This window comes from Cellulomonas sp. HZM, assembly GCF_000708885.1.
GTDB lineage: Bacteria > Actinomycetota > Actinomycetes > Actinomycetales > Cellulomonadaceae > Cellulomonas.
The window spans coordinates 25045-49258 of the sequence record NZ_JEOE01000002.1; the positions used below are offsets into that span (position 1 = coordinate 25045).

The following is a 24214-nucleotide window of genomic DNA, read 5'->3' on the forward strand; positions in this document are numbered from 1 at the left end:
CTCGAACCTACGGAGCGAATGATGGGATGTCTTGGGACCTGGGTCCCGGCCGGGGCTCAGTCCTCGGCGAGCTCGCGCAGCACCTCGGCCGCGACGTCCGCGGGACGCAGGCGCAGGGACCCGACGAGCTGGTCGCGCGTCGCGTGCTCGAGGAACGTACGCGGGATCCCGAACGTCTGCACCGGCACGTGCACGCCCGCCTCCGCCGCCCGTTGCCCGAGCAGCGCTCCGGCTCCCCCGTCGACGAGCCCGTCCTCGATCGTCACCACGTGGGAGTGCTCCCCCGCGAGCTTGACGAGCGCGGACGGCACCGGCAGGACCCAGCGCGGGTCGACGACGGTCACGGCGAGCCCGTGCGCGGCGAGCAGGTCACCCACCTCGAGCGCGGTGGGGACCATCGCGCCGACGCCGACGACGAGCACGCTCCGCCCGTCGCCGTCGTGCCGTGCGAGGACGTCGATGCCGTCGACCTCGTCCACGGCCGGGACCGGGTCGCCGATCGCGCCCTTCGGGTAGCGCACCACGGTGGGGGCGTCGTCGACGTCGACCGCCTCACGCAGCGCGGTGCGCAGCGTCGCCTCGTCACGCGGCGCCGCGAGGCGCAGCCCCGGCACGATCGACATCAGCGCGATGTCCCACATCCCGTTGTGGCTCGCGCCGTCGTCGCCCGTGAGCCCCGCCCGGTCGAGCACGAACGTGACACCCGCGCGGTGCAGCGCGACGTCCATGAGCACCTGGTCGAACGCGCGGTTGAGGAACGTCGCGTACACCGCCATCACGGGGTGCAGCCCGCCGAACGCCATGCCGGCCGCGGAGGTCGCGGCATGCTGCTCGGCGATCCCCACGTCGAAGACGCGCCCGGGGAACTCCGCGGCGAACGGCGCGAGCCCCACGGGCTGCAGCATCGCGGCGGTGATCGCGACGACGTCGGGACGGCGGCGCCCGATCCGGACGATCTCGTCCGCGAAGACGCTCGTCCATCCGAAGCGCGACGGCGCGACCGGCAGCCCCGTCTCGGGATGGATCTTGCCGACGGCGTGGAACCGGTCCGCGACGTCCTGCTCCGCGGGCGAGTAGCCACGGCCCTTCTCGGTCATCACGTGCACGATCACGGGGCCGCCGTACGCCCGCGCTCGACGCAGCGCACGCTCGACCGCCGGCTCGTCGTGCCCGTCGACCGGGCCGACGTACTTGATGCCGAGGTCCTCGAACATGCCCTGGGGGGCGACGACGTCCTTGATGCCCTTCTTCAGGCCGTGCAGGGCGTCGTACGCCGCCCTGCCCGGGGGGCCGGAGCGCTTGAGCGTGCGCTTGCCCCACGAGAGGACGTTCTCGTAGCCCTGCGTCGTGCGCAGCGTGTCGAGGTGGTGCGCGAGCCCGCCGATCGTCGGCGCGTAGGAGCGCCCGTTGTCGTTCACGACGACGACCAGCCGCCGGTCCTGGCCGGCCGCGATGTTGTTGAGCGCCTCCCAGGCCATGCCGCCCGTGAGCGCGCCGTCGCCGATGACCGCGACGACGTGCCGGTCGCCGCGTCCGCCCAGCTCGTTCGCCTTGGCGATGCCGTCCGCCCAACTCAGTGCGGTCGACGCGTGCGAGTTCTCGACGACGTCGTGCTCCGACTCGCCCCGGCTCGGGTAGCCCGACAGCCCGTCGCGGCTGCGGAGCGCGGAGAAGTCCTGCCGCCCCGTGAGCAGCTTGTGCACGTAGGCCTGGTGGCCGGTGTCGAACACCAGCGTGTCCTGGGGCGACTCGAACACGCGGTGGAGCGCGATCGTGAGCTCGACGACCCCGAGGTTGGGGCCGAGGTGGCCGCCCGTGCGCGAGACCTGCTCGACGAGGAACGTGCGCACCTCACCCGCGAGCTGGTCGACCTGGCGGGGGCTCAGCGCACGCACGTCCGCGGGGGTGCGGACCCCGGACAGCACCGTCCGCTTCATGCCCGCCCCCTCGTCGTCCCGGCCGACCCGCCGCGCGCCCACGTGCCGGTCGGCGACGGGGCGAGGTCCCACTCTAGGCCGACCGACGTGCACGCGCCCGCACGTCGGCACCGCGCGCACACGCCCCGCCCCGGACGTTCACGCCGCGGTCCCGGGTCCTGCGGCCCGCAGGCGCCGTCGGCGACGGCGCAGCACGACGAACGCCACGACGAGCGCCACGAGCAGGACGAGGACGAGCAACGGCACGAACACCGCCACGAGGCTCAGCCCGACCGACGTGCCGTCCTCGACGGTCGAGACCACCGGACCACCGAGGCCCAACGTCGTCGCGTTGACGACCGGGCGCACGGTCGCCTTGCCGACGTGCACGACGCCGGCGACGACGACTCCCGCGACGAACGACACCCACGGGTGGTCGTGCACCCATGCGGACCCGTCGGCGTCCGCCGCCGCGGAGGTCGCGGCGAACATCACGCCGCCCATCGCGGGCCGGATCGCGGTCTGGATCGCGTCGTTGAGCGAGTCGACGGCCGGGATCTTGTCCAGCACCACGTCGGACAGCAGCAGCACCGTGCCGATCCCGATCGCCCACCAGGACCCCAGCCAGCCGATCGACGACGGGAGCTCGAGCACGTCGGTGAACCGTGCGAGCAGCGCCACGACGAGGAACGGGATGTACGCGTTGAGGCCGGCAGCGGCCGACAGGCCCGTCCCCGTGAGCAGCGCCAGCATGTCCGTACGTTAGCGGGGCGATCGTCGGTCGCGGGCGTCGGTGCCGGGCCGACGACTACCATGGGGCGGAAAGGGGAACCCCACATGCGCTTCCTGCCCGGCCACGAGGCCACCTCCGACCTCACGTACGGCGACGTCTTCCTCGTCCCGTCCCGCTCCGAGGTCACCTCCCGCTTCGACGTCGACCTCACGTCCGTCGACGGCACCGGCACCACCATCCCGGTCGTGGTCGCGAACATGACGGCGGTCGCAGGCCGCCGGATGGCCGAGACCGTCGCACGCCGCGGCGGGATCGCGGTCATCCCGCAGGACGTCCCCGCGGACGTCGTCGCCGACGTCGTCGCGTCCGTCAAGGCGAAGCACACGGTCGTCGAGAGCGCGGTCGTCGTCGGCCCGCACGACACGGTGCACACCGCGCTGACCCTCATCGGCAAGCGCGCGCACGGCGCCGCGGTCGTGGTCCGCGACGGTCGACCCGTCGGCGTCGTCACCGAGGCCGACTGCCAGGGCGTCGACCGGTTCACGCAGGTCGAGGACGTCATGACGCCCGACCCGACGACCGTCGACCTCGCCGTGCTCGAGGACGCCGGGCCTCGCGGCCTCGAGGCCGCGTTCGAGCAGCTGCACGCGTCGCGCCACAAGTTCTCGCCGGTCGTGCGCGACGGGCTGCTCGTCGGCGTCGTGACGCAGGTCGGCGCGCTGCGCTCGTCGATCTACACCCCCGCCGTGGACGCGCAGGGGCGCCTGCGGGTCGCCGCGGCCGTGGGCATCAACGGCGACGTCAAGGCCAAGGCTGCCGAGCTCCTCGAGGCCGGGATCGACACGATCGTCGTGGACACCGCGCACGGCCACCAGCGCAAGATGCTCGACGCGCTCGCCGCGGTGCGCGCGCTCGACCCGCAGGTGCCCGTGGTCGCCGGCAACGTCGTGACCGCGGCCGGGACGCGCGACCTCGTCGAGGCCGGCGCGGACATCGTGAAGGTCGGCGTCGGGCCCGGCGCGATGTGCACGACCCGCATGATGACGGCCGTCGGCCGTCCCCAGTTCTCCGCGGTGCTCGAGTGCGCGGCCGAGGCGCGGCGCCTCGGCAGGCACGTGTGGGCGGACGGCGGGGTCCGCCACCCGCGCGACGTCGCGCTCGCCCTCGCGGCCGGCGCCTCGCAGGTCATGGTCGGCTCGTGGTTCGCCGGCACGCACGAGTCCCCCGGCGACCTGCACGACGACGGCAACGGGCGGCTCTACAAGGAGTCGTTCGGCATGGCCTCGGCGCGTGCGGTCGCGGCACGGACGCGCGGCGGCTCCGCCTTCGAGCGTGCGCGCAAGGCGCTCTACGAGGAGGGCATCTCGTCCTCGCGCATGTACCTCGACCCGCGCCGCCCCGGCGTGGAGGACCTGCTCGACCACATCACGTCGGGCGTGCGCTCGGCCGCGACGTACGTCGGCGCCTCCTCGCTCGAGGAGCTGCACGACCGTGCCCACGTCGGGATCCAGTCCGCTGCGGGCTACGAAGAGGGTCGCCCGCTGCCGGACGGCTGGTGACGCGCGTGCGCCCGGTCCTCGTCCTGACGCACGCCCCCCACGAGGGGCCCGGTCTGATCGCGAGCGGTCTCGACGCTCCCGTGCGCGTCCGGACCGTGCTGGCGACACCGGACCCGGTGCTCCCCGCGCTCGACGAGCTCGCGGGCGTCGTCGTCATGGGCGGCCCGATGGACGCCGACGACGAGCACCTGCCGGGGCTCGCCGCCGAGCGACGGCTGCTCGCGGCCGCGGTCGACGCCGAGGTCCCGGTGCTCGGCGTGTGCCTGGGGATGCAGCTGCTCGCGCTCGCGCTCGGGGGACGGCTGCTGCGCCGGCACGGCACGGAGGTCGGGTTCGCGCCCGTCGACGTCGTGGGCGACGACGACGTGCTGGGTGCGCTCGGCGACCGTCCGACGGTGCTGCACTGGCACGACGACGCGGTCGACCTGCCGCCGGGCGCGACGCTGCTCGCCTCGACCGCGACGACACCCGTGCAGGCGTTCCGCGCGGGGTCCGCTCTCGGCGTCCAGTTCCATCCCGAGGTCGACCCCGGGATGCTCGACCTGTGGCTCGGGACGCCGGCGATGGCCGACGCGCTGACGGACGAGGAACGCGCGGCGATCCGCGCCGACGGGGCGAAGTACCTGCCCGACCTTGCACCGGCCGCGCGGGACCTGGTGCGCCGCTTCGCGGAGCAGGTCCGGGCCCGCGGGTGACCGCGTCCGGTGCGCCGCGCACGGGCGAGGGTGCGCGTCGCGACGCACGCGCCGACCTCGTCGAGCTGTGCGCGCGCGGCGTCGACTGGCGGCTCGACGCGTCGCGCACCATCACGCTCGGACCTGCCACGAGACCCGCCGCGGTGCTCGTGCTGTTCGGACGGCTCGACGACGCGCCGTCGGACGCCTCGCCCGGCGCTGTGCCGTCCGTGCCCGCCGACCTCGACGTCCTGCTGCAGCGGCGTGCCGGGACGTTGGGGCACCACGCGGGCCAGGTCGCCTTCCCCGGCGGGCGCCTCGAGCCCACCGACGACGGTCCCGCCGCGTGCGCGCTGCGCGAGGCGAACGAGGAGGTCGGGCTCGACATCACGGGCGTCGAGGTGCTCGGCACGCTGGCGCCGCTCCCCGTGCCGGTCAGCGACCACCTCGTCACGCCCGTCCCGGCGTGGTGGACCAGGCCGTCGCGCGTCGCAGCCGTGGACCACGCCGAGACCGTCGACGTCTTCCGCATCGGCGTCGCCGACCTCGCCGACCCGGCGAACCGTGCGAGCGTCGAGCACCGCCGTGCCGGTTCCGTGGTCCGCACGCCGGCGTTCGTCGTCGGGGACGTCACCGTGTGGGGCTTCACCGCGATCGTGCTCGCCCGGCTGCTCGACGAGGTGGGCTGGTCGGTGCCGTGGGACACGCGGCGGACGGTCGAGCCGTGACCGGCCTCCCCCGGCACCCGAAGATCGAGGTGGACGTCGACGTCGCCCTCGCACGCGCGCTCGTGGCGGAGCAGCACCCCGACCTGGCGCACCTGCCGGTGCACGACCGGTCGAACGGCTGGGACAACATCACGTGGCGGCTCGGCGACGAACTGGCGCTGCGGTTCCCCGTCCGCGCGTCGTCCGCGCCGCTGCTCGAGCACGAGGCTCACTGGCTGCCGACGCTCGCGCCCCGGCTCCCGGTCGCGATCCCGGTCCCGGTCAGGGCCGGCGCTCCCGGGCCGTCGTACCCGTGGCCCTGGCACGTCGTGCGATGGGTCGAGGGCACGGTCGTCGCGGAGGTGCCGGTCGCCGAGCGCACCACATGGGCCGGCGAGCTCGCCGTCGCGCTCGCCGCACTCCACACGCCGGCGCCGCCGGACGCCCCGGCCAACCCCTTCCGCGGCGTGCCGCTCGCCGAGCGCGACGCCGTCGTCGCGGCGCGGCTCGCCGACGACCTCCCGCACGCCGCCGCCCTGCGGGACGCATGGGCGGACGGACTCGCAGCACGACGGCACGCCGGCTCCGCGGTGTGGCTGCACGGCGACCCGCACCCCGCCAACCTGCTGGCGGAGCCCGGCCGGCTCACCGGACTGATCGACTTCGGCGACCTGACCTCGGGCGACCCCGCGAGCGACCTCGCGACGGCGTGGCTGACGTTCGACGCGGCCGGCCGCGAGGCGTTCGTCGTGCGTACGCGCGAGCTGCGCGCGTGGGACGACGCGACCTGGGTCCGGGCACGCGCCTGGGCCGCCGCGCTCGTCCCGGTCCTGCTCGCGCACCCGCACGAGTACCCGCTGCTCGCTGCCGTCGGCCGGCACGCGGCCGACCAGGTCGCGCACCCGCAGCAGCCCTGACCGAAGGTGCGATGCTCGGACGATGGCCTCCACCGCGATCGTCCTGCCCGACGGACGCGTGCTGCACGCGCACGCGGACGACGACACCATCGGCTCCCCCGGGCTCCTGTGGCACCACGGGACGCCGCAGTCCGGTGCCCTGCTGCCCCCGGTCCTCGACGCCGCTCGCCGGAACGGCCTGCGACTCGTGTCCTACGGCCGCCCGTCGTACGGAGGCTCGACGCCGCGCCCGGGTCGAGACGTCGCCTCCGCCGCGGCCGACGCGGCGGCCGTGCTCGACGCCTTCGGGGTCGACGCGGCAGTGAGCGTGGGTGCCTCGGGCGGCGGACCGCACGCCCTCGCGTGCGCCGCGCTCCTGTCTGGCCGGGTCACGGCAGCACTGTGCCTCGCGGGTCTCGCACCCCTCGACGGGTTCGACTGGGCGGACCGCATGGCGTCGTCCAAAGAGCTCCGTGCCGCGCAGCGGGGACGGGCCGCGCGCGCCGCGGTCGTCGCGGTGCCCGGGATGCCGCCGGGGTTCGTCGACGCCGATCTCGAGGCGCTCGCGACGGACTGGGCGACGCTCGGCGCCGACGCAGGGTCGGCAGGCGAGGCGAGCCCCGACGGCATGGTGGACGACGACGTGGCGTTCGCCGGTCCCTGGGGGGTTCGCGCTGCACGACGTGAAGGTCCCCGTGCTGCTCGTGCACGGCGGTCGAGACGGCGTCGTCCCGCCGGGCCACGGCGAGCGGCTGCGTGAGCTGCTGCCGGACGCCGAGCTGTGGCTGCGTCCCGAGGACGGGCACGTCTCGGTGCTCCGAGACCTGCCCGAGGCACTCGGACGCATCGAGCTCCCTCACCGCTGACGCCCGGCTGACGCGCCGGAGAGCGCTCGTCGCGGCCCTCTCCGGCACGGCGACGGCCCGCCCCCGCCGGTGGGCGGGGACGGGCCGGTCGCGTGCGCGGCGGGCGTCAGGCGACGCCGGCCACCTGGCGCAGGACGTACTGCAGGATGCCGCCGTTGCGGTAGTAGTCCGCCTCACCGGGGGTGTCGATGCGGACGACCGCCTCGAACTCGACGACCTCGCCCGACTCCTTGGTCGCGGTGACGTGGACCGTGCTCGGCGTCGTGCCCTCGTTGAGCGCGGTGACGCCGGCGATGTCGAACGTCTCGGTGCCGTCCAGCCCGAGCGAGTCGGCCGACTCGCCCTCGGGGAACTGCAGCGGCAGCACGCCCATCCCGATGAGGTTCGAGCGGTGGATGCGCTCGAACGACTCGGTGATGACGGCCCGGACACCGAGCAGGCGCGTGCCCTTCGCGGCCCAGTCGCGCGACGAGCCCGAGCCGTACTCCTTGCCGCCGAGGACGACGAGGGGGACGCCCGCCTCCTGGTAGGCGACCGAGGCGTCGTAGATCGTCGTGTCCTCGCCCGTGAGCAGGTTCTTGGTGAAGCCGCCCTCGGTGCCGGGAACGAGCTGGTTGCGCAGGCGGATGTTCGCGAACGTGCCGCGGATCATGACCTCGTGGTTGCCGCGGCGCGAGCCGTAGGAGTTGAAGTCACGACGCTCGACGCCGTGCTCCGCCAGGTACAGGCCGGCGGGGCTGTCCGCCTTGATCGAGCCCGCGGGGCTGATGTGGTCGGTCGTGACCGAGTCGCCCAGCTTCGCGAGCACGCGCGCACCGGTGATGTCCGTGACGGGCTCGGGCTGCGCGCCCATGCCCTCGAAGTACGGGGGCTTGCGCACGTAGGTCGACTGCTCGTCCCATGCGAACGTGTCGCCCGCGGGGGTCTCGAGCGCACGCCAGCGCTCGTCGCCGGTGAACACGTCGGCGTAGTCCTGCTCGAACATCTTGCGGTCGATCGACGCGTCGATCGTCGCCTGCACCTGCTCCGGCGCCGGCCAGATGTCCTTGAGGAACACCGGCTGCCCGTCCTCGGTACGGCCCAACGGGTCCGAGTCGAAGTCGAAGTCCATCGTGCCCGCGAGCGCGTACGCGATCACGAGCGGCGGCGACGCCAGGTAGTTCATCTTGACGTCCGGGTTGATACGACCCTCGAAGTTCCGGTTGCCGGAGAGCACCGCCGCGACAGCAAGGTCGTGCTCCTGCACGGCCGCCGAGACCTTCTCGTCGAGCGGACCGGAGTTGCCGATGCACGTCGCGCAGCCGTAACCCACGAGGTGGAAGCCGAGCTTCTCGAGGTACGGCCACAGGCCGGCCTTCTCGTAGTAGTTCGTGACGACCTGGGAGCCCGGCGCCATCGACGTCTTGACCCACGGCTTGGCCACGAGGCCCTTCTCGACCGCGTTCTTCGCGAGCAGCGCGGCGGCGAGCATCACCGACGGGTTCGAGGTGTTGGTGCACGACGTGATCGAGGCGATCGCGACCGCGCCGTGGAACAGCTCGAACTCCCGACCCTCCGAGTCGGTGACGGCGAACGTCCGGTTCGCGCCCGACGAGATCGCCGGGGCGTCCGACGCCGGGAACGACTCGCGCTCCGCCTCGTCGACCAGGTTCAGCTCGGGCGCGTAGGTCGGCAGGTCGCGCTGGAACTGCTCCTTCGCCTTCGACAGCTCGATGCGGTCCTGCGGCCGCTTGGGGCCCGCGATCGACGGCACGACGGTGGAGAGGTCGAGCTCGAGGTACTCGGAGTAGACCGGCTCGGTGTAGCCCGCACCCGTCGGGTCGAGCCACATGCCCTGCTCCTTGGCGTACGCCTCGACGAGCGCGAGCTGCTCCTCCGGACGACCGGTCAGGCGCAGGTAGTCGATCGTGACGTCGTCGATCGGGAAGATCGCGGCCGTCGAGCCGAACTCGGGGCTCATGTTGCCGATCGTCGCGCGGTTCGCGAGCGGGACGGCCGCGACCCCCTCGCCGTAGAACTCGACGAACTTGCCCACGACGCCGTGCTGACGCAGCTTCTGCGTGATCGTCAGCACCACGTCCGTAGCGGTCACACCGGCGGGGATGCTGCCGGTCAGCTTGAAGCCGACGACGCGCGGGATGAGCATCGAGACCGGCTGGCCGAGCATCGCCGCCTCGGCCTCGATGCCACCGACGCCCCAGCCCAGCACACCGAGGCCGTTGACCATCGTGGTGTGCGAGTCCGTCCCGACGCAGGTGTCGGGGTACGCCTTGCCGTCGCGCACCATGACGCCCCGCGCCAGGTACTCGATGTTGACCTGGTGCACGATGCCGGTGCCCGGAGGGACGACCTTGAAGTCGTCGAACGCCGTCTGGCCCCACCGCAGGAACTGGTAGCGCTCACGGTTGCGCTGGTACTCGAGCTCGACGTTGCGCTCGAACGCGTCGGCGCGGCCGGCGACGTCGATCTGCACCGAGTGGTCGATCACCATCTCGGCGGGCGCGAGCGGGTTGATGCGGGCCGCGTCGCCGCCGAGGGCCACGACCGCCTCGCGCATCGTCGCGAGGTCCACGACGCACGGCACACCGGTGAAGTCCTGCATGATCACGCGCGCCGGCGTGAACTGGATCTCCGTGCTCGGCTGCGCGTCCGGGTCCCACTCGGCCAGGGCGCGGATGTGGTCGGCCGTGATGTTGGCGCCGTCCTCGGTGCGCAGCAGGTTCTCGGCGAGCACCTTGAGCGAGTAGGGCAGCCGCTCGAGCCCAGGCACCGCCGCGAGGCGGTAGACCTCGTACGAGGCGTCACCGACCTCGAGCGTCCCCTTCGATCCGAAGCTGTCGACAGTGCTCACGCAGGACTCCTTCATCGGGGCGAGTCGGCCGGGAGCGTGTGTGGGGGCCCGGCACGAGACGATGCGGACAGCCTAGTGGCCGCACCGAAGTATCTTGATGTCAAGATACATCACGACGCGCTTACGCGCGACCTCGACGCGCGCGAGCGGTCGACGCGTCGGGCTACTCCCCCTCGCGCCCGTCGTCGGCGGCGAGCTGCGCCTTGCGCTGCGCCTCGACGGCCCGCTGCTGCGCACGGGGGTCGTAGTCGGGCGTGCCGGACTTGAAGAGCTCCTGCGTCGCCGTCCGCTTCGCCTGAGCCAGCTTCTCCTGCGTGGTCTCGTCGCTCACGTCACGACCTCTCTGTGCGTCCCGGACCCGGGCGAGGTCCGCTCGTCTCCACCGTAGGACGACCGCGCCGCACCCGCGAGCGCCGCCGGACATGCCGGACGAGTCCGTCCAGCCATGCCTATCCCGGGTGCCCGTCAGCGCGTGAGCACGGCGACGGCCTCGAGATGATGCGTCATCGGGAACAGGTCGAACGCGTCGAGCCCTGTGAGCGTGTAGCCCTCGTCGCCGAGCAGCGCGACATCACGCGCGAGCGCCGCCGGGTCGCACGCCACGTAGACGACGCGCTCGGGCCGCAGCGCCGCGAGCCTCTGGACGACGGCTCGTCCGGCACCGGTGCGCGGCGGGTCGAGCACGACGACGTCCGCGTGCACGACCGCGGAACCCTCGTCCTGGCGCCCGTCGAGCACGCGCGCGACGTCCCCCGCGTGCAGCTCGACGTCCGGACGGTCGTGCAGGTTGCGGCGTGCGTCCTTGACGGCACGCTCGTCGCCTTCCACCGACACGACGCTGCCGCCCGTACCGACGGCGTCCGCCAGCGGGGCCGTGAACAGGCCAGCGCCCGCGTAGAGGTCCAGGACCGTCGCGCCCTCCACGTCGCCGACGCCGTCGAGCACCGCTCGCACCAGCAGACCGGGCGCCTCGCGGTGCACCTGCCAGAAGCCCGCCGCTCGCACGCGGTACGTCTGCTCGCCCACCTCCTCGCGCACCGAGGTGCGCGCGTTCGGACGGCCGTCGACGCGTCCGCGCCGCACGTCGAACGGGAGGCCGTCCACGAGCACGACGGGGGCGTCGCCAGCGGCCGGCGCGACCGCCTCGACGCGGGCACCGGCCGGCCAGCGGCGCTCGAAGAGACCGAGCTCCGAGATCGCCTCGGTCGCGAGCGGCATGTCGTCCAGTGCGTGGACGTCGTGCGACCGGAACCCGCGCATGCCCGCGCGGCCCTGTGCGTCGACGTGCAGGTCGATGCGCGTGCGCCAGCGCAGGCCGCCGCGCTCGTCGTCGCCGGGGGCGCCGCGGACCTCGACGGGCCGCTCCAGGTGCGCGAGCCGGCGCAGCTGCTCGTCGAGCACCGCCGCCTTCCAGGTGCGCTGCGCGGGGAGCGCGACGTGCGACAGCTCGCCGCCGCCGACGCCCCCAGGCCCCGCCGCGGGCCACGCGGTCGGGACGCGGTCGGGTGACGCCTCGAGCACCTCGACCGCGTCGGCGCGCCAGAACCGCGCCCCGTCACCCGCGTCCGTCAGCCGCGCCAGCACGCGCTCACCGGGCAGCGTGTGACGCACGAACACGACGCGGCCGTCGTGCCGCGCCACGCAGTGCCCACCGTGCGCGACCGGGCCGATCTCGAGCTCGACGAGGTCGTCAGGCACGCTTGCCTCCCCGCGTCTTGCCCTTGCCGAGGTTCTCCAGCCCGGTCTGCCCCTCGGTCGACGCGAGCTGCCACGGCACGGACGCGACGACCACGCCGGGCGTGAACAGCAGGCGCCCCTTGAGCCGCAGCGCGCTCTGGTTGTGCAGGAGCTGCTCCCACCAGTGGCCGACCACGTACTCGGGGATGTAGACCACCACGAGGTCGCGCGGGCTCTCGCGTCGGATCGAGCGCACGTAGGTGAGCACGGGCCTCGTGATCTCCCGGAACGGCGAGTCGAGGATCCGGAGCGGCACCGGGAGGTCCATCGCGTCCCACTGCGCACGCAGCGCCGAGACGTCGTCGGGCTCGACAGCGACCGTGACGGCCTCGAGCACGTTCGGGCGCGACGCCCGTGCGTACGCCAGGGCTCGCATCGTCGGGCGGTGCAGGTGCGAGACCAGGACGATCGCGTGCACGCGGCTGGGCAGCGCACGCGAGGCCTCGGCGTCGACCCCGAGCGCGAGCTCGGCCCGCACCGTCGCGTAGTGCCGGTGGATCGCGCGCATCGTCACGAACACCACGGCCATCGCGAGGATCGCGATCCACGCGCCGTGCGTGAACTTGGTCAGGAGCACGACGACGAGCACCGTGCCGGTCATGCCGAAGCCGATCGAGTTCACGACGCGTGCGCGCTTCATCTGCGCGCGTCGCGCGGGGTCCGGCTGGGTGCGCAGCTCACGGGTCCAGTGCCGGACCATCCCCAGCTGGCTCAGCGTGAAGGACACGAACACGCCGACGATGTACAGCTGGATGAGTCGCGTGACCTGCGCGTCGAACGCCCAGATGAGCACGATCGCGACCGCGGCCAGCGTGATGATGCCGTTCGAGAACGCGAGCCGGTCGCCGCGCGTGTGCAGCTGGCGCGGGAGGTACCCGTCGCGCGCGAGGATCGAGCCGAGCACCGGGAAGCCGTTGAACGCGGTGTTCGCCGCGAGCACCAGGATCAGCCCCGTGACGACGGCGACGAGCACGAAGAGCACAGGGACGCCCTGGAACACCGTCCCGGCGAGCTGGCTGATCACGGGGTGCTGCACGTAGGTGTCGCCCACCGGGACGCCGTCGCGCAGCAGCTGGGTCGACGGGTCGTCGGCGAACGTCACGCCCGTGACGCGCGCGAGCAGCAGGATGACCATGATCATCGTGATCGACAGGCCGCCGAGCAGCGCGAGCGTCGTCGCCGCGTTCTTCGACTTGGGCTTCTTGAACGCCGGCACGCCGTTGCTGATGGCCTCGACGCCGGTGAGCGCCGCGCAGCCGGACGCGAACGCGCGCAGCACCAGGAAGAACCCGGCGAGCCCCACGATGCCCTGCTGGTAGGCGCTCTCGGGCGCGAGGCTCAGGTCCGCGCTCTCCGCCATCGGCAGGTGGCCCGTCACGTAGCGGACGAAGCCGAAGACGCCGATGAGCCCGATCGCGATCATGAACAGGTACACGGGGACCGCGAACGCGCGGCCCGACTCCTTGACACCGCGCAGGTTCACGACGGTGAGGAGCACGACGAGGACGATCGCGAACACCGCCTCGTGCCCGCGCAGCGGCGGGAACGCGGTCGCGGCGTACTGCGCTCCCGACGAGATCGACACCGCGACCGTCAGCACGTAGTCGACCAGCAGCGCGCTCGCGACGGTGACGCCGGCGTTGGGGCCGAGGTTGACCGTCGCGACCTCGTAGTCGCCGCCGCCCGACGGGTACGCGCGCACGTTCTGCCGGTAGGACGCGACGACGGTCGCCATCACGACCGCGACCGCGAGGCCCACCCACGGCGAGATCACGATCGCGCTGATCCCGGCCATCGACAGCGTGAGCAGGATCTCGTCCGGCGCGTACGCCACCGACGACAGCGCGTCCGACGCGAAGACCGGCAGCGCGATCCGCTTGGGCAGCAACGTGTGCCCCAGGTTGTCGCTGCGGACGGGGCGTCCGATCAGCAGCCGCTTGGCGGCATCCGAGAGGTCCGACACGAGCACCGATGCTAGGCCCCGTGGGCCCCCGCCACGCACCGGTCCGCCGGTGATCCGCCGTCGATGCGTCCAGGGGGCGTCGACGGTCCGTGGCCCTGGGCGCCCCGGCCCCATCGCCGGGTGCGCACGCCGGACACGACGCGACGTCGCGTGTAGCGTGACCGCCTGTGCACTTCGTCATCATGGGCTGCGGCCGGGTCGGGGCGTCGCTCGCCCAGAACCTGGAGGAGCACGGCCACTCCGTCGCCGTCATCGACCAGAACCCCGAGGCGTTCCGGCGCCTGCCGGGTGACTTCGGCGGCAACAAGGTCACCGGGCTCGGGTTCGACCGTGACACGCTGACCAAGGCGGGGATCGACGACGCGTTCGGCTTCGCGGCCGTCGCCGACGGCGACAACTCGAACATCCTGGCGGCCCGCGTCGCACGCGAGACCTACGGGATCGAGAACGTGGTCGCGCGCATCTACGACCCGCACCGCGCCGAGATCTACCAGCGCCTCGGCATCCCGACCGTCGCGACCGTCCGGTGGACCGCGCACCAGGTGCTGCGCCGCCTCCTGCCGCTCGGCGCGAGCGAGGAGTTCCGCGACGCCTCCGGCCAGATCCAGCTCGCGCAGGTCGACGTGCACGCGCAGTGGGTCGGCCGGCCGCTGCGCGCGCTCGAAGAGGCCAGCGGTGCGCGCGTCGCGTTCGTCACGCGCTACGGCGACGGCGTGCTGCCCGGGCCGGACACCGTCCTGCAGGAGAGCGACACCGTCCACGTGCTGCTGCGCGTCGACGACGCCGACCGCGTCGAGCGCGCGCTCGCGCACGCACCGGAGGAGACAGCGTGAGGGTCGTCATCGCGGGGGCCGGTTCGGTCGGCCGGTCCATCGCCCGCGAGCTGCTCGCGCACGACCACGAGGTCACGCTCGTCGACCGCTCCCCCACGGCCATGCGCATCGCACAGGTCGCCGAGGCCGACTGGCTGCTCGCGGACGCGTGCGAGCTCCCCACGCTGCGCGAGGTGCGCGCCGACGAGTGCGACGTCATGGTCGCCGCGACGGGTGACGACAAGGCGAACCTCGTCATCTCGCTGCTCGCGAAGACGGAGTTCGGCGTGCCGCGCACGGTCGCGCGCGTCAACAACCCGAAGAACGAGTGGATGTTCGACGAGGCGTGGGGCGTCGACGTGGCGGTCTCCACGCCGCGCATCATGACGGCGATGGTCGAGGAGGCCGTGTCCGTCGGCGACCTCGTGCGGATCTTCACGTTCCACCAGTCCGGCGCCGGCATCCTCGAGATCACGCTGCCGGACACCTCACCGCTCGCGGGCGTGCGCGTGGGTCAGGTCGAGTGGCCGCAGGACACCGTGCTCGCGTGCATCATCCGCGACGCCCGGCCCATGGCCCCGAGCGTCGACGACACGCTCGAGGGACGCGACGAGCTCCTGTTCGTCACGAGCCGCGACTCGGACGAGGCCGCGCTGGCCGCCGTCCTCAGGGACGGGCCGGCCGCACCAGACGCCAGCTGACCCACAGCGCGAGCGCCGTCAGGGGCAGGCCCATCGCGAGCTTCGCGGTACCCAGCCACCCCACGTCGCCGCCCAGGTACAGGGGCAGCTGGACCACGAGGCGCAGCGCGAACATCGCGACCCACGGCCACGTCGCGAGGGCGTACCGCCGGCGCGCGACGGGGTCCCGCCGCCACGAGACCGCCGACGACCACGTCCCGCCCCCGAGCGGGCCGCCCTTGGCGAAGAGCCCCATCACGAGACCCACGAGCGGCCAGCCCACGAGGACCGACGCGAGCGTGCCGGCGAGGTAGATGCCGTTGACCCACAGCCCGTATGCGAAGTAGTCGCTCGCATCGCCCGTGCGCCACGCCCACACGACGCCGATGCCGACGCCGAGCAGGCCGGAGAACGCCTGCGTCACGGGCGTGCGCTGCACGAGCCGCGCGGCGACCGCGAGCACCGCCGCGGCACCGGCCGCGACGAGCGCGGGCGTGAGCCGCTGACCCGAGACGAGGTAGACGACGACGAACAGCAGCCCGGGCGCGACGGACTCCACGACACCGCGCACGCCGCCAACCGCGTCCGAGGCCGAGAACTCGTCGGCCGTGAGCGCGCGCATGCCGCGCAGGCCGCCCTCCTCGGGCTGCACCACGTCGTCGATCGCGTCGAGCGGCCCGTCGTCCTCGCGGTGGGCGCGGGTCACGTCACTCACCGGGACGCGGCCGCAGCTCGTACCCGGGGTTGAACACCGTGCGGCGGCCGTCGACGAGGCACACGAGCCCCTCGGCCTTGAGGCGCCGCCCGGGGACGATGCCCGCGATCTCGCGACGCCCCAGCCACACCAGCACGAGGGTCCCGCTGCCGTCGTAGAGCTCGGCCTCGAGAGCGGGCACGCCTTCGCGCGGGCGGAACGTCACCGAGCGCACGACGCCCGAGACGCGTGCGCGTGCCCGCACCGGGAGCTGGTCGACCGGCGTGCAGCCCTTGGCCCGCACCGCGTCGGCGCGCTCCTCGTCGGCCTCGATCTCGGCCTGGCCCGCCGCGAGGTGCTTGAGCCGCTCGGCGATCGTCACCGTGTCTCCGTGATCTCGGGACCGCGCGTGAGCGGGTCGAACTCGAGCTCGTCGGCCTCCGCGACCGTCTCCTGCGGGCCGCCGATGACCCGACCGGGCAGCTGCAGCGGGAGCAGGTCGCGAGGCGCACGCGCATCGGCGTCCCGGACGACGACGACGTCGGCGAGCAGGTCCTCGAGCACCGACGCGGCCTCGGGCTCGACCGCGGCGCGGCCCGTGATCACGCCGCGCACGAACCAGCGCGGCCCGTCGACCCCGACGAAGCGCACGGGGCGGTGACCGGTGCGGCCCTCGTTGGTGCGGACCGGCATCCGCGCGAGCAGCTCGCGCCCGAACGGCCCGGGCAGGTCGTCGACCGAACCGCCCTGCTGCACGACGGACGCGGCGATCTCCTCGCGGATCTCGTCCCAGATGCCTTCGGTACGCGGCGCGGCGTAGGCCTGCAGCTGCAGCGACGAGCCGGCGAGCGAGACGTTCACGGCCGACACGACCTCGGTGGCCTTGTCGATCTCCATCCGTAGCTCCATGCCCTCGACGCCGGGCACGAGCAGGGCGCCCAGGTCGACGCGGGGCCGCTCGCCCGCCTGATCGGCCGAGTCCCAGGGGCCGCGTCCGTCGCGCTTCGTCGCGCCGTCGCCCGGAGCCGGTTCGACCGCGAGGTCGTCGACGGCGTCGGTCGCCTCGTCGGGCGTGCGGTCCTCGGCACCGTCCTTGGCGTTGCGCCGGAACAGACCCACGTGCTCACTCCTCGTCATCCGCTGGCCGTCGTCGCGACGGCGCGGCTCTCGATGCCGGTGGCCGTCACGGTGGCGGCACACCTGTCCATGTCGACAGTAGCCCGCCGACGACCCGTGACCTAGCCGGGTCGGCCGTCGGACCAGCCGTCAGCCGCCCCCGCCGCCGACGCCCACCCGCCGCTCGACCCGAACCCGCCCTCGCCGCGGTGCGAGCCGGGCAGCGTCGCCACCTCGACGAAGCGCACGCGCTCGACGCGCTGCACGACGAGCTGTGCTATCCGGTCCCCGCGGCGCAGCTCGAGCGCGTGCTCGACGTCCGTGTTGAGGAGCGTCACCGAGATCTCCCCGCGGTACCCGGCATCGACCGTCCCGGGCGCGTTGACGATCGTGATGCCGTGCTTGGCTGCGAGGCCCGAGCGCGGGTGCACGAACGCGGCGTAGCCGTCGGGCAGCGCGATCGCGACCCCCGTGGGCACCGTGACCCGACCCTGCGGAGGGACGACGACGTCGACGCGCGTGAGCAGGTCCGCGCCGGCATCACCCGGATGGGCGTACGCGGGCGAGGGGAGGTCGGGATCGAGGCGCAGCAGGAGGACCTCGGTGCTGGGGTGGTCGGTCACGGTGGCCGACCCTACCGGCCCGGACGCGTGCCGTGAGATGGGATCCTGGGCCCATGCAGCCGCACGACTCCGTCCCCGCACCCGCCCCCACGGCCCCCGCGTTCCGCGAGCGCCTGTGGCTCGGACCGCTCGGGTGGGGCGGCATCGTCCTGCTCGCGCTGACGCTGGGCGTCGCGGCGGTCCCCGTCGACCTGCGGCTCGCGGTCGGTGTCACCGTCGCGGCGCTCGCCGGCCTCGCTGCGCTCACGCTCGCGACGACGACGCTCGTCGAGGTCCGCGACGGCGAGCTGCGAGCGGGTCCGGCGCACATCCCGCTCGCGCTCCTGGGCACCGCGCGCGTCCTGGACGCCGCCGGGACGCGTGCAGAGCTCGGGCCCGGGCTCGACGCGCGCGCCTACCTGTGCGTGCGCGGCTGGATCCACTCGGGCGTTCGTGTCGAGCTCGCCGACCCTGCCGATCCCACGCCGTACTGGGTCGTGTCCTCCCGTCGCCCCGTCGAGCTCGCGCGGGCCCTCGGCGCGGCGCGGGTCGACCGCCGGTCACCGCAGGCATGACGAACGGCCGGCACCCCGCAGCGGGGTCCGGCCGTCGTTGTCAGGTGGTGCGTCGCGTCAGGCGGCGCACTCCGAGCACACCGGCTGGCCGTTGCGCTCGTAGGCGAGCTGGCTGCGGTGGTGCACCAGGAAGCAGCTCGAGCAGGTGAACTCGTCGGCCTGCCGCGGCAGGACCCGGACCGAGAGCTCCTCGCCGGACAGGTCCGCGCCCGGGAGCTCGAACCCTTCCGCCGCCTCGGTCTCGTCCTCGTCCACCACGCCCGAGTTCTTGTCGGAGCGCCGGGCCTGGAGCTCCTGCAGCGAGTCCTCGCTGAGGTCCTCCTCGGTCTTGCGCGGGGCGTCGTAGTCGGTAGCCATGTGTGGCGTCACACTCCGTCTTTGTTGCCGTGGTCGCTGGGTACGCGTGCTCAATGCGGCTGGAGCGCATTTTGTTCCCGCGTGCGCAGGGGATTGTGCACCACTTCGCCCGCGAGCGCGAGCGCGCGGATCGGCAGAGCGTCGCCGCAGGTCAGCGCACCGGGGTGCCTGCACCCAGAACGCCTCGCGGGAAGTCGTCCGGGGTGTCGCACGTCACTGTGCACATCACTGTGCAGGGTCGGTGTCCGCCCCTGCCGCCTCGAGCAGCGTGCACAGCTCGGCGTGGAGCTCTCCGGGCCCCGCGACCGTCATCGCCGCCCCCGGCGGCAGGCCGCGCAGGCCGCTCACGCGCGCGCCCGCCTCGGTCGCGACGAGCAGTCCGGCGGCGAGGTCCCAGGGCGACAGACCACGTTCGTAGTACAGGTCGACCCGTCCGGCCGCGAGCTCGCACAGGTCGAGCGCCGCCGACCCGAGCCGGCGGATGTCACGCACCCGCGGGAGCACGTGCGTCAGGACGCGAGCCTGGCCGCTGCGACGATCGACGCGGTAGCCGAACCCGGTGGCGACGAGGGAGTCGAGCAGCGACGCGGGCTGGTTGACCGTGAGCCGACGCCCCTCGAGATAGGCGCCTCCACCGGCCGTCGCGGTGTACGTACGTCCGTCCGCGGGCGCGTGCACGCACGCGGCCAGCACGGTCCACGCAGAGGGATCCGGCTCGCCGACCACTGCCGCGACGCTCACCGAGTACGAGGGCAGCCCGTACAGGTAGTTGACGGTCCCGTCGATCGGGTCGACGACCCAGGTGACGCCCGTGGCGCTCGCCGTCGAGCTGCCCTCCTCGCCGAGCAGCCCGTCACCGGGCCGCAGCAGCGCGAGGCGCTCGCGCAGCAGCCGCTCCACGGCGACGTCCATCTCGGTGACGACGTCCTGCGCGCTCGACTTGGTGGCGGCGACCTCCACCCGGTCGGGGCGCCCCGACCGCACCAGCTCACCCGCCTCGAGGGCGACAGCGCGCGCGACCTCGAGCAGCTCGTCCACGTCCCAGGTGTCGTCCATGGCAGACATCCTGCCCGCACTGCGTCACCGTCGGTTGAGCCCCCGCCACGGACCGGGCGCCTGCACCTGGAAACGGAGCGCGAGCACGCGCAGGGCGAAGATCCCGACGACGACGCCGACGGTGGACCCGACCGAGAGCCACCGGTTCTCCCACAGCACCGCGACCGCGACCGCCCCCACGAGCGCCGGGACGGCGTAGAGCTGGCGCTGGTGCAGCACGACGGGCACCTCACCCGTGAGCAGGTCACGCAGGACCCCGCCGCCGACGCCGGTGAGCACCCCCACGAACACCGCCGCGACGGCGGTCGCCCCCAGCTCGAGGCCCTTGACCGCGCCGACGACGGTGAACAGCGCGAGCGCCCCGGCGTCGAGCAGCACGATGAGCCTTCGCGCACGTTCGAGCCGCGGGTGGAAGAAGTACATGACGAGTCCCGCGGCGAGCGCGGTCGCCACGAGTCTCCAGTCGGAGATCCCGACGGGCGGCACGGCACCGATGAGGACGTCGCGCAGGATGCCGCCGCCGAGGCCCGCCGCCCAGCCGAGCACCAGGATCCCGAAGACGTCGAACTGCTTGCGCACTCCTGCGAGCGCTCCCGACAACGCGCCGACGAACACGCCGATCACCTCGAGCCAGGGCTCGTAGGGCAGGTCGGCGATCACGGACGCATCATCGCAGGCGGGGGCGCTCTGGGAGTGGGACGCGGCGTGCGGTGCGCGGCACGATGCCTCGGGCCGCCGCGCGGCACACCGGCCGTGGTCCGCCGGATCGTCGTCGCGGGGTGGCACCCTCGTACCGAGGTACCGGGAGGTCGGATGGAAGAGCTCGAGCTGGTAGGCCTGCACGACGACGGGGAGCATCTCGTCCTGGGCCGCCCCGACGGGGCGCGGTTCCGCGTCCGCATCGACGAGGCGCTGCGTGCGGCCGTCCGTCGCGACCGCCCGCAGCTCGAGCAGCTGCGCGCCGAGAACGCCGGCTCGCTGAGCCCGCGCGAGATCCAGGCGCGCATCCGCGCCGGCGCCACCGCGCTCGAGGTCGCCGAGGCGTCCGGGCTCGCGGTGGAGCACGTGCGCCGCTACGAGGGACCGGTGCTCGCGGAGCGCGAGTACGTCGCCGAGCAGGCTCGTGCGTCGCGGGTCGGGCGCGACTCCGGCTCCCCCGCGCTGGGCGACCTCGTCACCGACCGCCTCGCGAGCCGCGGTGTCGACATCGCCTCGCTCTCATGGGACGCGGCACGTGACGCGAGCGGCCCCTGGAACGTCGTCGCCCGGTTCGCCGTCGACGGCACGCAGCACGAGGCGCGGTGGGTGTTCGACGTCGCGGCGCGCTCGCTCACGGCCGACGAGGACGAGGCACGCTGGCTGTCCGAGACCGAGCTGCCCGACGAGCCCGTCGCGCGCCGCCACCTGGCCGCCGTGCGGGACGTCGTCTTCGACTTCCAGACGACCGTCACCGCCCCCGTGCCGGCGCAGCAGGTCGTGGTCCCCGCACCCGAGCCCGCCGACGACCGCGCAGACGGGCCGCAGGACGCGACGGCAGCACTCCTGGACGACCTGCGCAGCCGCCGTGGCGTCCGGCAGGAGCTCAGCGAGGACGACGAGGACGGCGAGCAGTTCGAGGGCTTCGGCCCGCAGCACGCGTTCGACTTCTCACGCCTCGAGGCCTCGGTACCGGGCGCGCACCCGCGTGACGCGGACGACGAGCGCGAGGCCGTCGTGCTGCCCGTGCCGCAGCGCCCGGTCGTCGTCCCCGCACCGGCTGCCGAGTCGCGACCCGAGGCGACGTCTCCCGCCACCTCGCCGACCGGTGCGGCAGCTGCGCCCGAGCACGCCTCCGCGACCGGTACCGACGCCGCGGACGCACCGGACGAACCCGGCCGCTCACGTGCTCGCAAGGGTCGCGCGAAGGTGCCCAGCTGGGACGAGATCGTGTTCGGCGCGCGGCCGGAGTAGCCGGGCTCAGGCGTCGAGCGGGAGCATCGCGGCGGGCTCCGCGAGCGTCTGCGCGCTCGGCGACGCCGCGTGCGCGGTCGCCGCCGTCATGCGCTGCACGTGGTGACGCCGGCAGAGCACCTCGTACCCGACCTCGTCGGCCGCCGCGTCGGCACCGACGTCGCCGACCACCACCTGCGCACCCTCGACGACCATCACGCCGCCCACGGTGCGGGCGTTGTGGGTCGCGCGCGCACCGCACCAGCACAGCGCCCGCACCTGCAACGTCTCGACGCGGTCCGCGAGCTCCACGAGCCTCGCCGAGCCGGGGAACAGGCGCGTGCGGAAGTCGGTGCTGATGCCGAACGCGAACACGTCGACGCCGAGCTCGTCGACCGCACGTGCCAGCTGGTCGACCTGCTGCGCCGTGTAGAACTGCGCCTCGTCGCAGATCAGGTAGTCGACGCGCCGACCGTGCGTGCGTCGCGCCACGACCTCGTCCCAGAAGTCGGTCTCGTCGCGCACCTCGTGCGCGCCGTGCACGAGCCCGAGCCGGGACGAGATCGTCGAGTCGCCCGCCCGGTCCTGGCGCGTGAACAGCACGCCGTCGCGACCCCGCGCGGCGTGGTTGTGGTGCATCTGCAGGGCGAGGGTGGACTTCCCGCAGTCCATCGTGCCGGAGAAGAAGACCAGCTCAGCCACGCTCGGACCTCCAGATGGTGCGGGGGCGGCTCATGCGGCGACGAGCCACGGGACGAGCATCTCGTGCGGGGTGAGCGAGCCGTGGACGCCGACGAGCTCGAGCGACGCGGGGGTCTGGGTGCGCGAGTCGACGACGGTCGCGCGACCGGTCATCGCGACGACGACGTCGCCGACGACGGGGAGCACCCGGTCCTCCACGACGCCCAGCAGCCCGGCGCCGACGGCCTCGTCACGCGTCAGGACGACCGCGTCGTCACCGAGCACGTCGAGCCACCGGGCGCGCACGTCATCCGGTGTCGCTCCGGGGCGCAGGTGCAGGTGCAGCGCGCGGGGCTCGCCCGCGACCAGGTCGACGTCGGCACGGAGCCTGTCGTCGTGCGCGACGTCCCGGCGCCGCGCGGGGTCGACGTCCACCATGCCGTGGTCGGCCGTGACGGCCACGACGGTCCCCTTCGGCAGCGAACGCGCCAGCCGGCGCAGCCCGAGGTCCAGCTCTGCGAGCGCGTCGCCCCACTGCCACGACCCCCAGCCGTGGTGGTGACCGGTCTTGTCGACGTCGCCCCAGTAGAGGTAGGCCAGGCCGGGAGCGCGCAGCGCCGACACCACGGCGTCGACGCGGTCGTCGAGCCCCTCGGCCGCACGGTAGGCCGCACCCCGCAGGGCTGCCTGCGTCAGTCCTGAGCCCGCGAACCGCGCGGGTCCGACGCTCGTGACCGCGACGCCGTGGCCGACCAGCCGCTCGAGGACGGACGCGTGCGGCTGCCACTCCTGCGCGGGCGGCAGGTCCGTCCAGGAGACGAGGTTGCCGAGCCGGCCGGTGCGCGGGTCCCGCACGGTGTAGCCGAGCATCCCGGTTGACCCGGGCGCGAGCCCCGTGCCGAACGTGCCCATCGCGGTGGCGGTCGTCGACGGGAACGTGCTGGTCAGCGGCACGGAGTCGGCGAGCAGGCCGCGCAGGAACGGCGCGTGGCCCGCCCGCTCGGAGAGGTTCAGGTGCCCGAGGCCGTCGACGAGCACCACGCAGACGCGCTGCGCCCCGGGGAGCTCGATGTGCGCGCCGGTCGTCCCGGCCGCGGCGCCGGCGGTCTCTACGCCGAGCGCACGAGCCGCGGCGGGCAGCACGCCGGACAGGCACGCGTGCCCGGCGCCCGGCGCCTGCAGCCCGGCACGCCCCAGCTCGTCGAGGAGCGGTCCCGCGGCTGAGCTCACGGGCGTGCGCTCGCCGCCGACAGGAGCCGGGCGAACGTCGTCGCCGCACGCACGGAGTCGATGCCCTCGGCGGCGGCGCTCACGCGCACGACGACGTCGTCGGGCGTGAGCGTGCCCGTGAGGCCGTGGTCCGCTTCGCACTGCGGGTCGCCGCAGGTCGCGGGCTCGAGGTCGACGCGCGACACGGCTCCCCACCCGATCGCGAGCGTCAGCTCGGCGGGCGACGCACCCGATCGGTGCTTGGCGGGGTCCGGCACGACGTGCGTCAGAGCGACCGAGCGGAGCTCACCGAGCGGGACGGACTCGGTGGTCGCGGACGCGCTGGCCGAGGGGTGCTCGGAGTCGGCGGGGTGGTCGTCGACGTGCGCGACCACGAGCCTCGTCGGTGTGAGCGCGAGGACCGTCACGTGGCGACGGACCTCGGCGGCGTCGAACGTCGTCTCGGGATGGACCAGGTGCGCGACGACCGGCTCCTCCCCCAGCGCGACGTCGAGCACGTCGGCGACCAGCTCGGGGTAGTAACCGGCTCGGTCGAGGTCCTGGCGCAGAGTCGTCGAGGGTGCGGGCACGTGCTCATCCT

Annotated in this window: 25 protein-coding genes and 1 pseudogene; 10 read left to right on the forward strand and 16 right to left on the reverse strand. The window is 73.8% G+C overall.

Annotation, left to right across the window (positions count from 1 at the left end; all coding sequences use genetic code 11):
* Positions 1–56: 56 nt before the first annotated feature.
* Together dxs and AW16_RS0101965 are read right to left on the reverse strand one after the other, a co-directional pair.
* Positions 57–1937 (reverse strand): 1-deoxy-D-xylulose-5-phosphate synthase, encoded by a 1881-nt coding sequence (dxs, locus tag AW16_RS0101960; RefSeq protein ID WP_029287722.1) that lies wholly within the window; start codon positions 1935–1937, stop codon positions 57–59.
* Positions 1938–2075: 138 nt separating this feature from the next.
* Complete coding sequence (locus AW16_RS0101965) at positions 2076–2669, reverse strand: DUF4126 domain-containing protein (RefSeq protein WP_029287724.1); 594 nt, start codon at positions 2667–2669, stop codon at positions 2076–2078.
* Between the two features lie 84 nt (positions 2670–2753).
* Here AW16_RS0101965 and AW16_RS0101970 point away from each other — a divergent pair, with 84 nt between their 5' ends.
* From AW16_RS0101970 to AW16_RS18935, 6 genes and pseudogenes are all read left to right on the forward strand, one after another.
* Positions 2754–4208 (forward strand): GuaB1 family IMP dehydrogenase-related protein, encoded by a 1455-nt coding sequence (locus AW16_RS0101970; RefSeq protein WP_029287726.1) that lies wholly within the window; start codon positions 2754–2756, stop codon positions 4206–4208.
* Between the two features lie 5 nt (positions 4209–4213).
* The gene (locus AW16_RS0101975) at positions 4214–4903 is read left to right on the forward strand and encodes a type 1 glutamine amidotransferase (RefSeq protein WP_029287728.1); all 690 of its coding nucleotides are present in this window, start codon (positions 4214–4216) and stop codon (positions 4901–4903) included.
* Positions 4900–5610: a CoA pyrophosphatase gene (locus AW16_RS0101980; RefSeq protein WP_051681583.1), complete on the forward strand. Its 711-nt coding sequence runs from the start codon at positions 4900–4902 to the stop codon at positions 5608–5610. The genes AW16_RS0101975 and AW16_RS0101980 overlap by 4 nt, the downstream gene beginning before the upstream one ends.
* Positions 5607–6506, forward strand: coding sequence for an aminoglycoside phosphotransferase family protein (locus AW16_RS0101985; protein ID WP_029287732.1), 900 nt, complete (start codon positions 5607–5609; stop codon positions 6504–6506). The genes AW16_RS0101980 and AW16_RS0101985 overlap by 4 nt, the downstream gene beginning before the upstream one ends.
* A 22-nt stretch (positions 6507–6528) precedes the next feature.
* A pseudogene (locus AW16_RS18930) lies at positions 6529–6873 on the forward strand (alpha/beta fold hydrolase); the annotation flags it as partial.
* Positions 6874–6958: 85 nt separating this feature from the next.
* Positions 6959–7351, forward strand: a complete 393-nt coding sequence (locus tag AW16_RS18935) for an alpha/beta fold hydrolase (protein WP_369794748.1) — start codon at positions 6959–6961, stop codon at positions 7349–7351.
* Positions 7352–7457: 106 nt separating this feature from the next.
* On the opposite strand, the gene acnA is transcribed toward AW16_RS18935, so the two are convergent.
* From acnA to AW16_RS0102010, 4 genes are all read right to left on the reverse strand, one after another.
* Positions 7458–10202 carry an aconitate hydratase AcnA gene (acnA, locus tag AW16_RS0101995; protein WP_029287733.1) on the reverse strand — a complete coding sequence of 915 codons (2745 nt, stop codon included), beginning with the start codon at positions 10200–10202 and terminating at the stop codon, positions 7458–7460.
* A gap of 163 nt (positions 10203–10365) precedes the next feature.
* Positions 10366–10533: a hypothetical protein gene (locus tag AW16_RS0102000; protein WP_029287735.1), complete on the reverse strand. Its 168-nt coding sequence runs from the start codon at positions 10531–10533 to the stop codon at positions 10366–10368.
* A 134-nt stretch (positions 10534–10667) separates the two neighbouring features.
* Positions 10668–11900, reverse strand: coding sequence for a class I SAM-dependent RNA methyltransferase (locus tag AW16_RS0102005; RefSeq protein WP_029287737.1), 1233 nt, complete (start codon positions 11898–11900; stop codon positions 10668–10670).
* Entirely contained in the window at positions 11893–13902 is a 2010-nt protein-coding gene (locus AW16_RS0102010; RefSeq protein WP_029287739.1) for an APC family permease, read from the reverse strand. Before AW16_RS0102010 ends, AW16_RS0102005 begins: the two co-directional genes overlap by 8 nt.
* 182 nt (positions 13903–14084) lie before the next feature.
* Between AW16_RS0102010 and AW16_RS0102015 the strand changes: the two genes are divergently transcribed.
* Together AW16_RS0102015 and AW16_RS0102020 are read left to right on the forward strand one after the other, a co-directional pair.
* Entirely contained in the window at positions 14085–14735 is a 651-nt protein-coding gene (locus tag AW16_RS0102015) for a TrkA family potassium uptake protein (protein ID WP_029287741.1), read from the forward strand.
* The gene (locus tag AW16_RS0102020; protein WP_029287743.1) at positions 14732–15415 is read left to right on the forward strand and encodes a TrkA family potassium uptake protein; all 684 of its coding nucleotides are present in this window, start codon (positions 14732–14734) and stop codon (positions 15413–15415) included. Before AW16_RS0102015 ends, AW16_RS0102020 begins: the two co-directional genes overlap by 4 nt.
* On the opposite strand, the gene AW16_RS0102025 is transcribed toward AW16_RS0102020, so the two are convergent.
* The 4 genes from AW16_RS0102025 to dut form a co-directional block, all read right to left on the reverse strand.
* On the reverse strand, positions 15381–16100 hold the full coding sequence (locus tag AW16_RS0102025; RefSeq protein ID WP_369794742.1) for a DUF3159 domain-containing protein: 720 nt from the start codon (positions 16098–16100) through the stop codon (positions 15381–15383). The genes AW16_RS0102020 and AW16_RS0102025 overlap by 35 nt on opposite strands.
* Position 16101: 1 nt before the next feature.
* Complete coding sequence (locus AW16_RS0102030; protein ID WP_029287746.1) at positions 16102–16470, reverse strand: OB-fold nucleic acid binding domain-containing protein; 369 nt, start codon at positions 16468–16470, stop codon at positions 16102–16104.
* Positions 16467–17207 (reverse strand): DUF3710 domain-containing protein, encoded by a 741-nt coding sequence (locus tag AW16_RS0102035; protein ID WP_029287748.1) that lies wholly within the window; start codon positions 17205–17207, stop codon positions 16467–16469. The genes AW16_RS0102030 and AW16_RS0102035 overlap by 4 nt, the downstream gene beginning before the upstream one ends.
* 119 nt (positions 17208–17326) lie before the next feature.
* On the reverse strand, positions 17327–17827 hold the full coding sequence (gene dut, locus AW16_RS0102040) for a dUTP diphosphatase (protein WP_051681584.1): 501 nt from the start codon (positions 17825–17827) through the stop codon (positions 17327–17329).
* A 53-nt stretch (positions 17828–17880) separates the two neighbouring features.
* Between dut and AW16_RS0102045 the strand changes: the two genes are divergently transcribed.
* Complete coding sequence (locus AW16_RS0102045; RefSeq protein WP_029287751.1) at positions 17881–18381, forward strand: DUF3093 domain-containing protein; 501 nt, start codon at positions 17881–17883, stop codon at positions 18379–18381.
* Positions 18382–18438: 57 nt separating this feature from the next.
* On the opposite strand, the gene AW16_RS0102050 is transcribed toward AW16_RS0102045, so the two are convergent.
* From AW16_RS0102050 to AW16_RS0102060, 3 genes are all read right to left on the reverse strand, one after another.
* Positions 18439–18738 carry a DUF4193 domain-containing protein gene (locus tag AW16_RS0102050; protein WP_029287753.1) on the reverse strand — a complete coding sequence of 100 codons (300 nt, stop codon included), beginning with the start codon at positions 18736–18738 and terminating at the stop codon, positions 18439–18441.
* A 225-nt stretch (positions 18739–18963) separates the two neighbouring features.
* Positions 18964–19794 carry an inositol monophosphatase family protein gene (locus tag AW16_RS0102055; RefSeq protein WP_029287755.1) on the reverse strand — a complete coding sequence of 277 codons (831 nt, stop codon included), beginning with the start codon at positions 19792–19794 and terminating at the stop codon, positions 18964–18966.
* Between the two features lie 24 nt (positions 19795–19818).
* Positions 19819–20454, reverse strand: coding sequence for a trimeric intracellular cation channel family protein (locus tag AW16_RS0102060; protein WP_029287757.1), 636 nt, complete (start codon positions 20452–20454; stop codon positions 19819–19821).
* Positions 20455–20607: 153 nt separating this feature from the next.
* On the opposite strand from AW16_RS0102060, the gene sepH reads away from it, so the two are divergent.
* Entirely contained in the window at positions 20608–21744 is a 1137-nt protein-coding gene (gene sepH / locus AW16_RS0102065; protein WP_029287759.1) for a septation protein SepH, read from the forward strand.
* A gap of 6 nt (positions 21745–21750) precedes the next feature.
* On the opposite strand, the gene AW16_RS0102070 is transcribed toward sepH, so the two are convergent.
* Genes AW16_RS0102070 through AW16_RS0102080 form a run of 3 tightly spaced genes read right to left on the reverse strand, consistent with a single transcriptional unit; the run spans position 21751 to position 24203 of the window.
* Positions 21751–22425: a thymidine kinase gene (locus tag AW16_RS0102070; protein ID WP_029287761.1), complete on the reverse strand. Its 675-nt coding sequence runs from the start codon at positions 22423–22425 to the stop codon at positions 21751–21753.
* Between the two features lie 30 nt (positions 22426–22455).
* The gene (locus AW16_RS0102075) at positions 22456–23634 is read right to left on the reverse strand and encodes an alkaline phosphatase family protein (protein WP_081861410.1); all 1179 of its coding nucleotides are present in this window, start codon (positions 23632–23634) and stop codon (positions 22456–22458) included.
* Positions 23631–24203: a DUF5998 family protein gene (locus AW16_RS0102080; RefSeq protein WP_029287765.1), complete on the reverse strand. Its 573-nt coding sequence runs from the start codon at positions 24201–24203 to the stop codon at positions 23631–23633. The genes AW16_RS0102075 and AW16_RS0102080 overlap by 4 nt, the downstream gene beginning before the upstream one ends.
* Positions 24204–24214 lie beyond the last annotated feature (11 nt).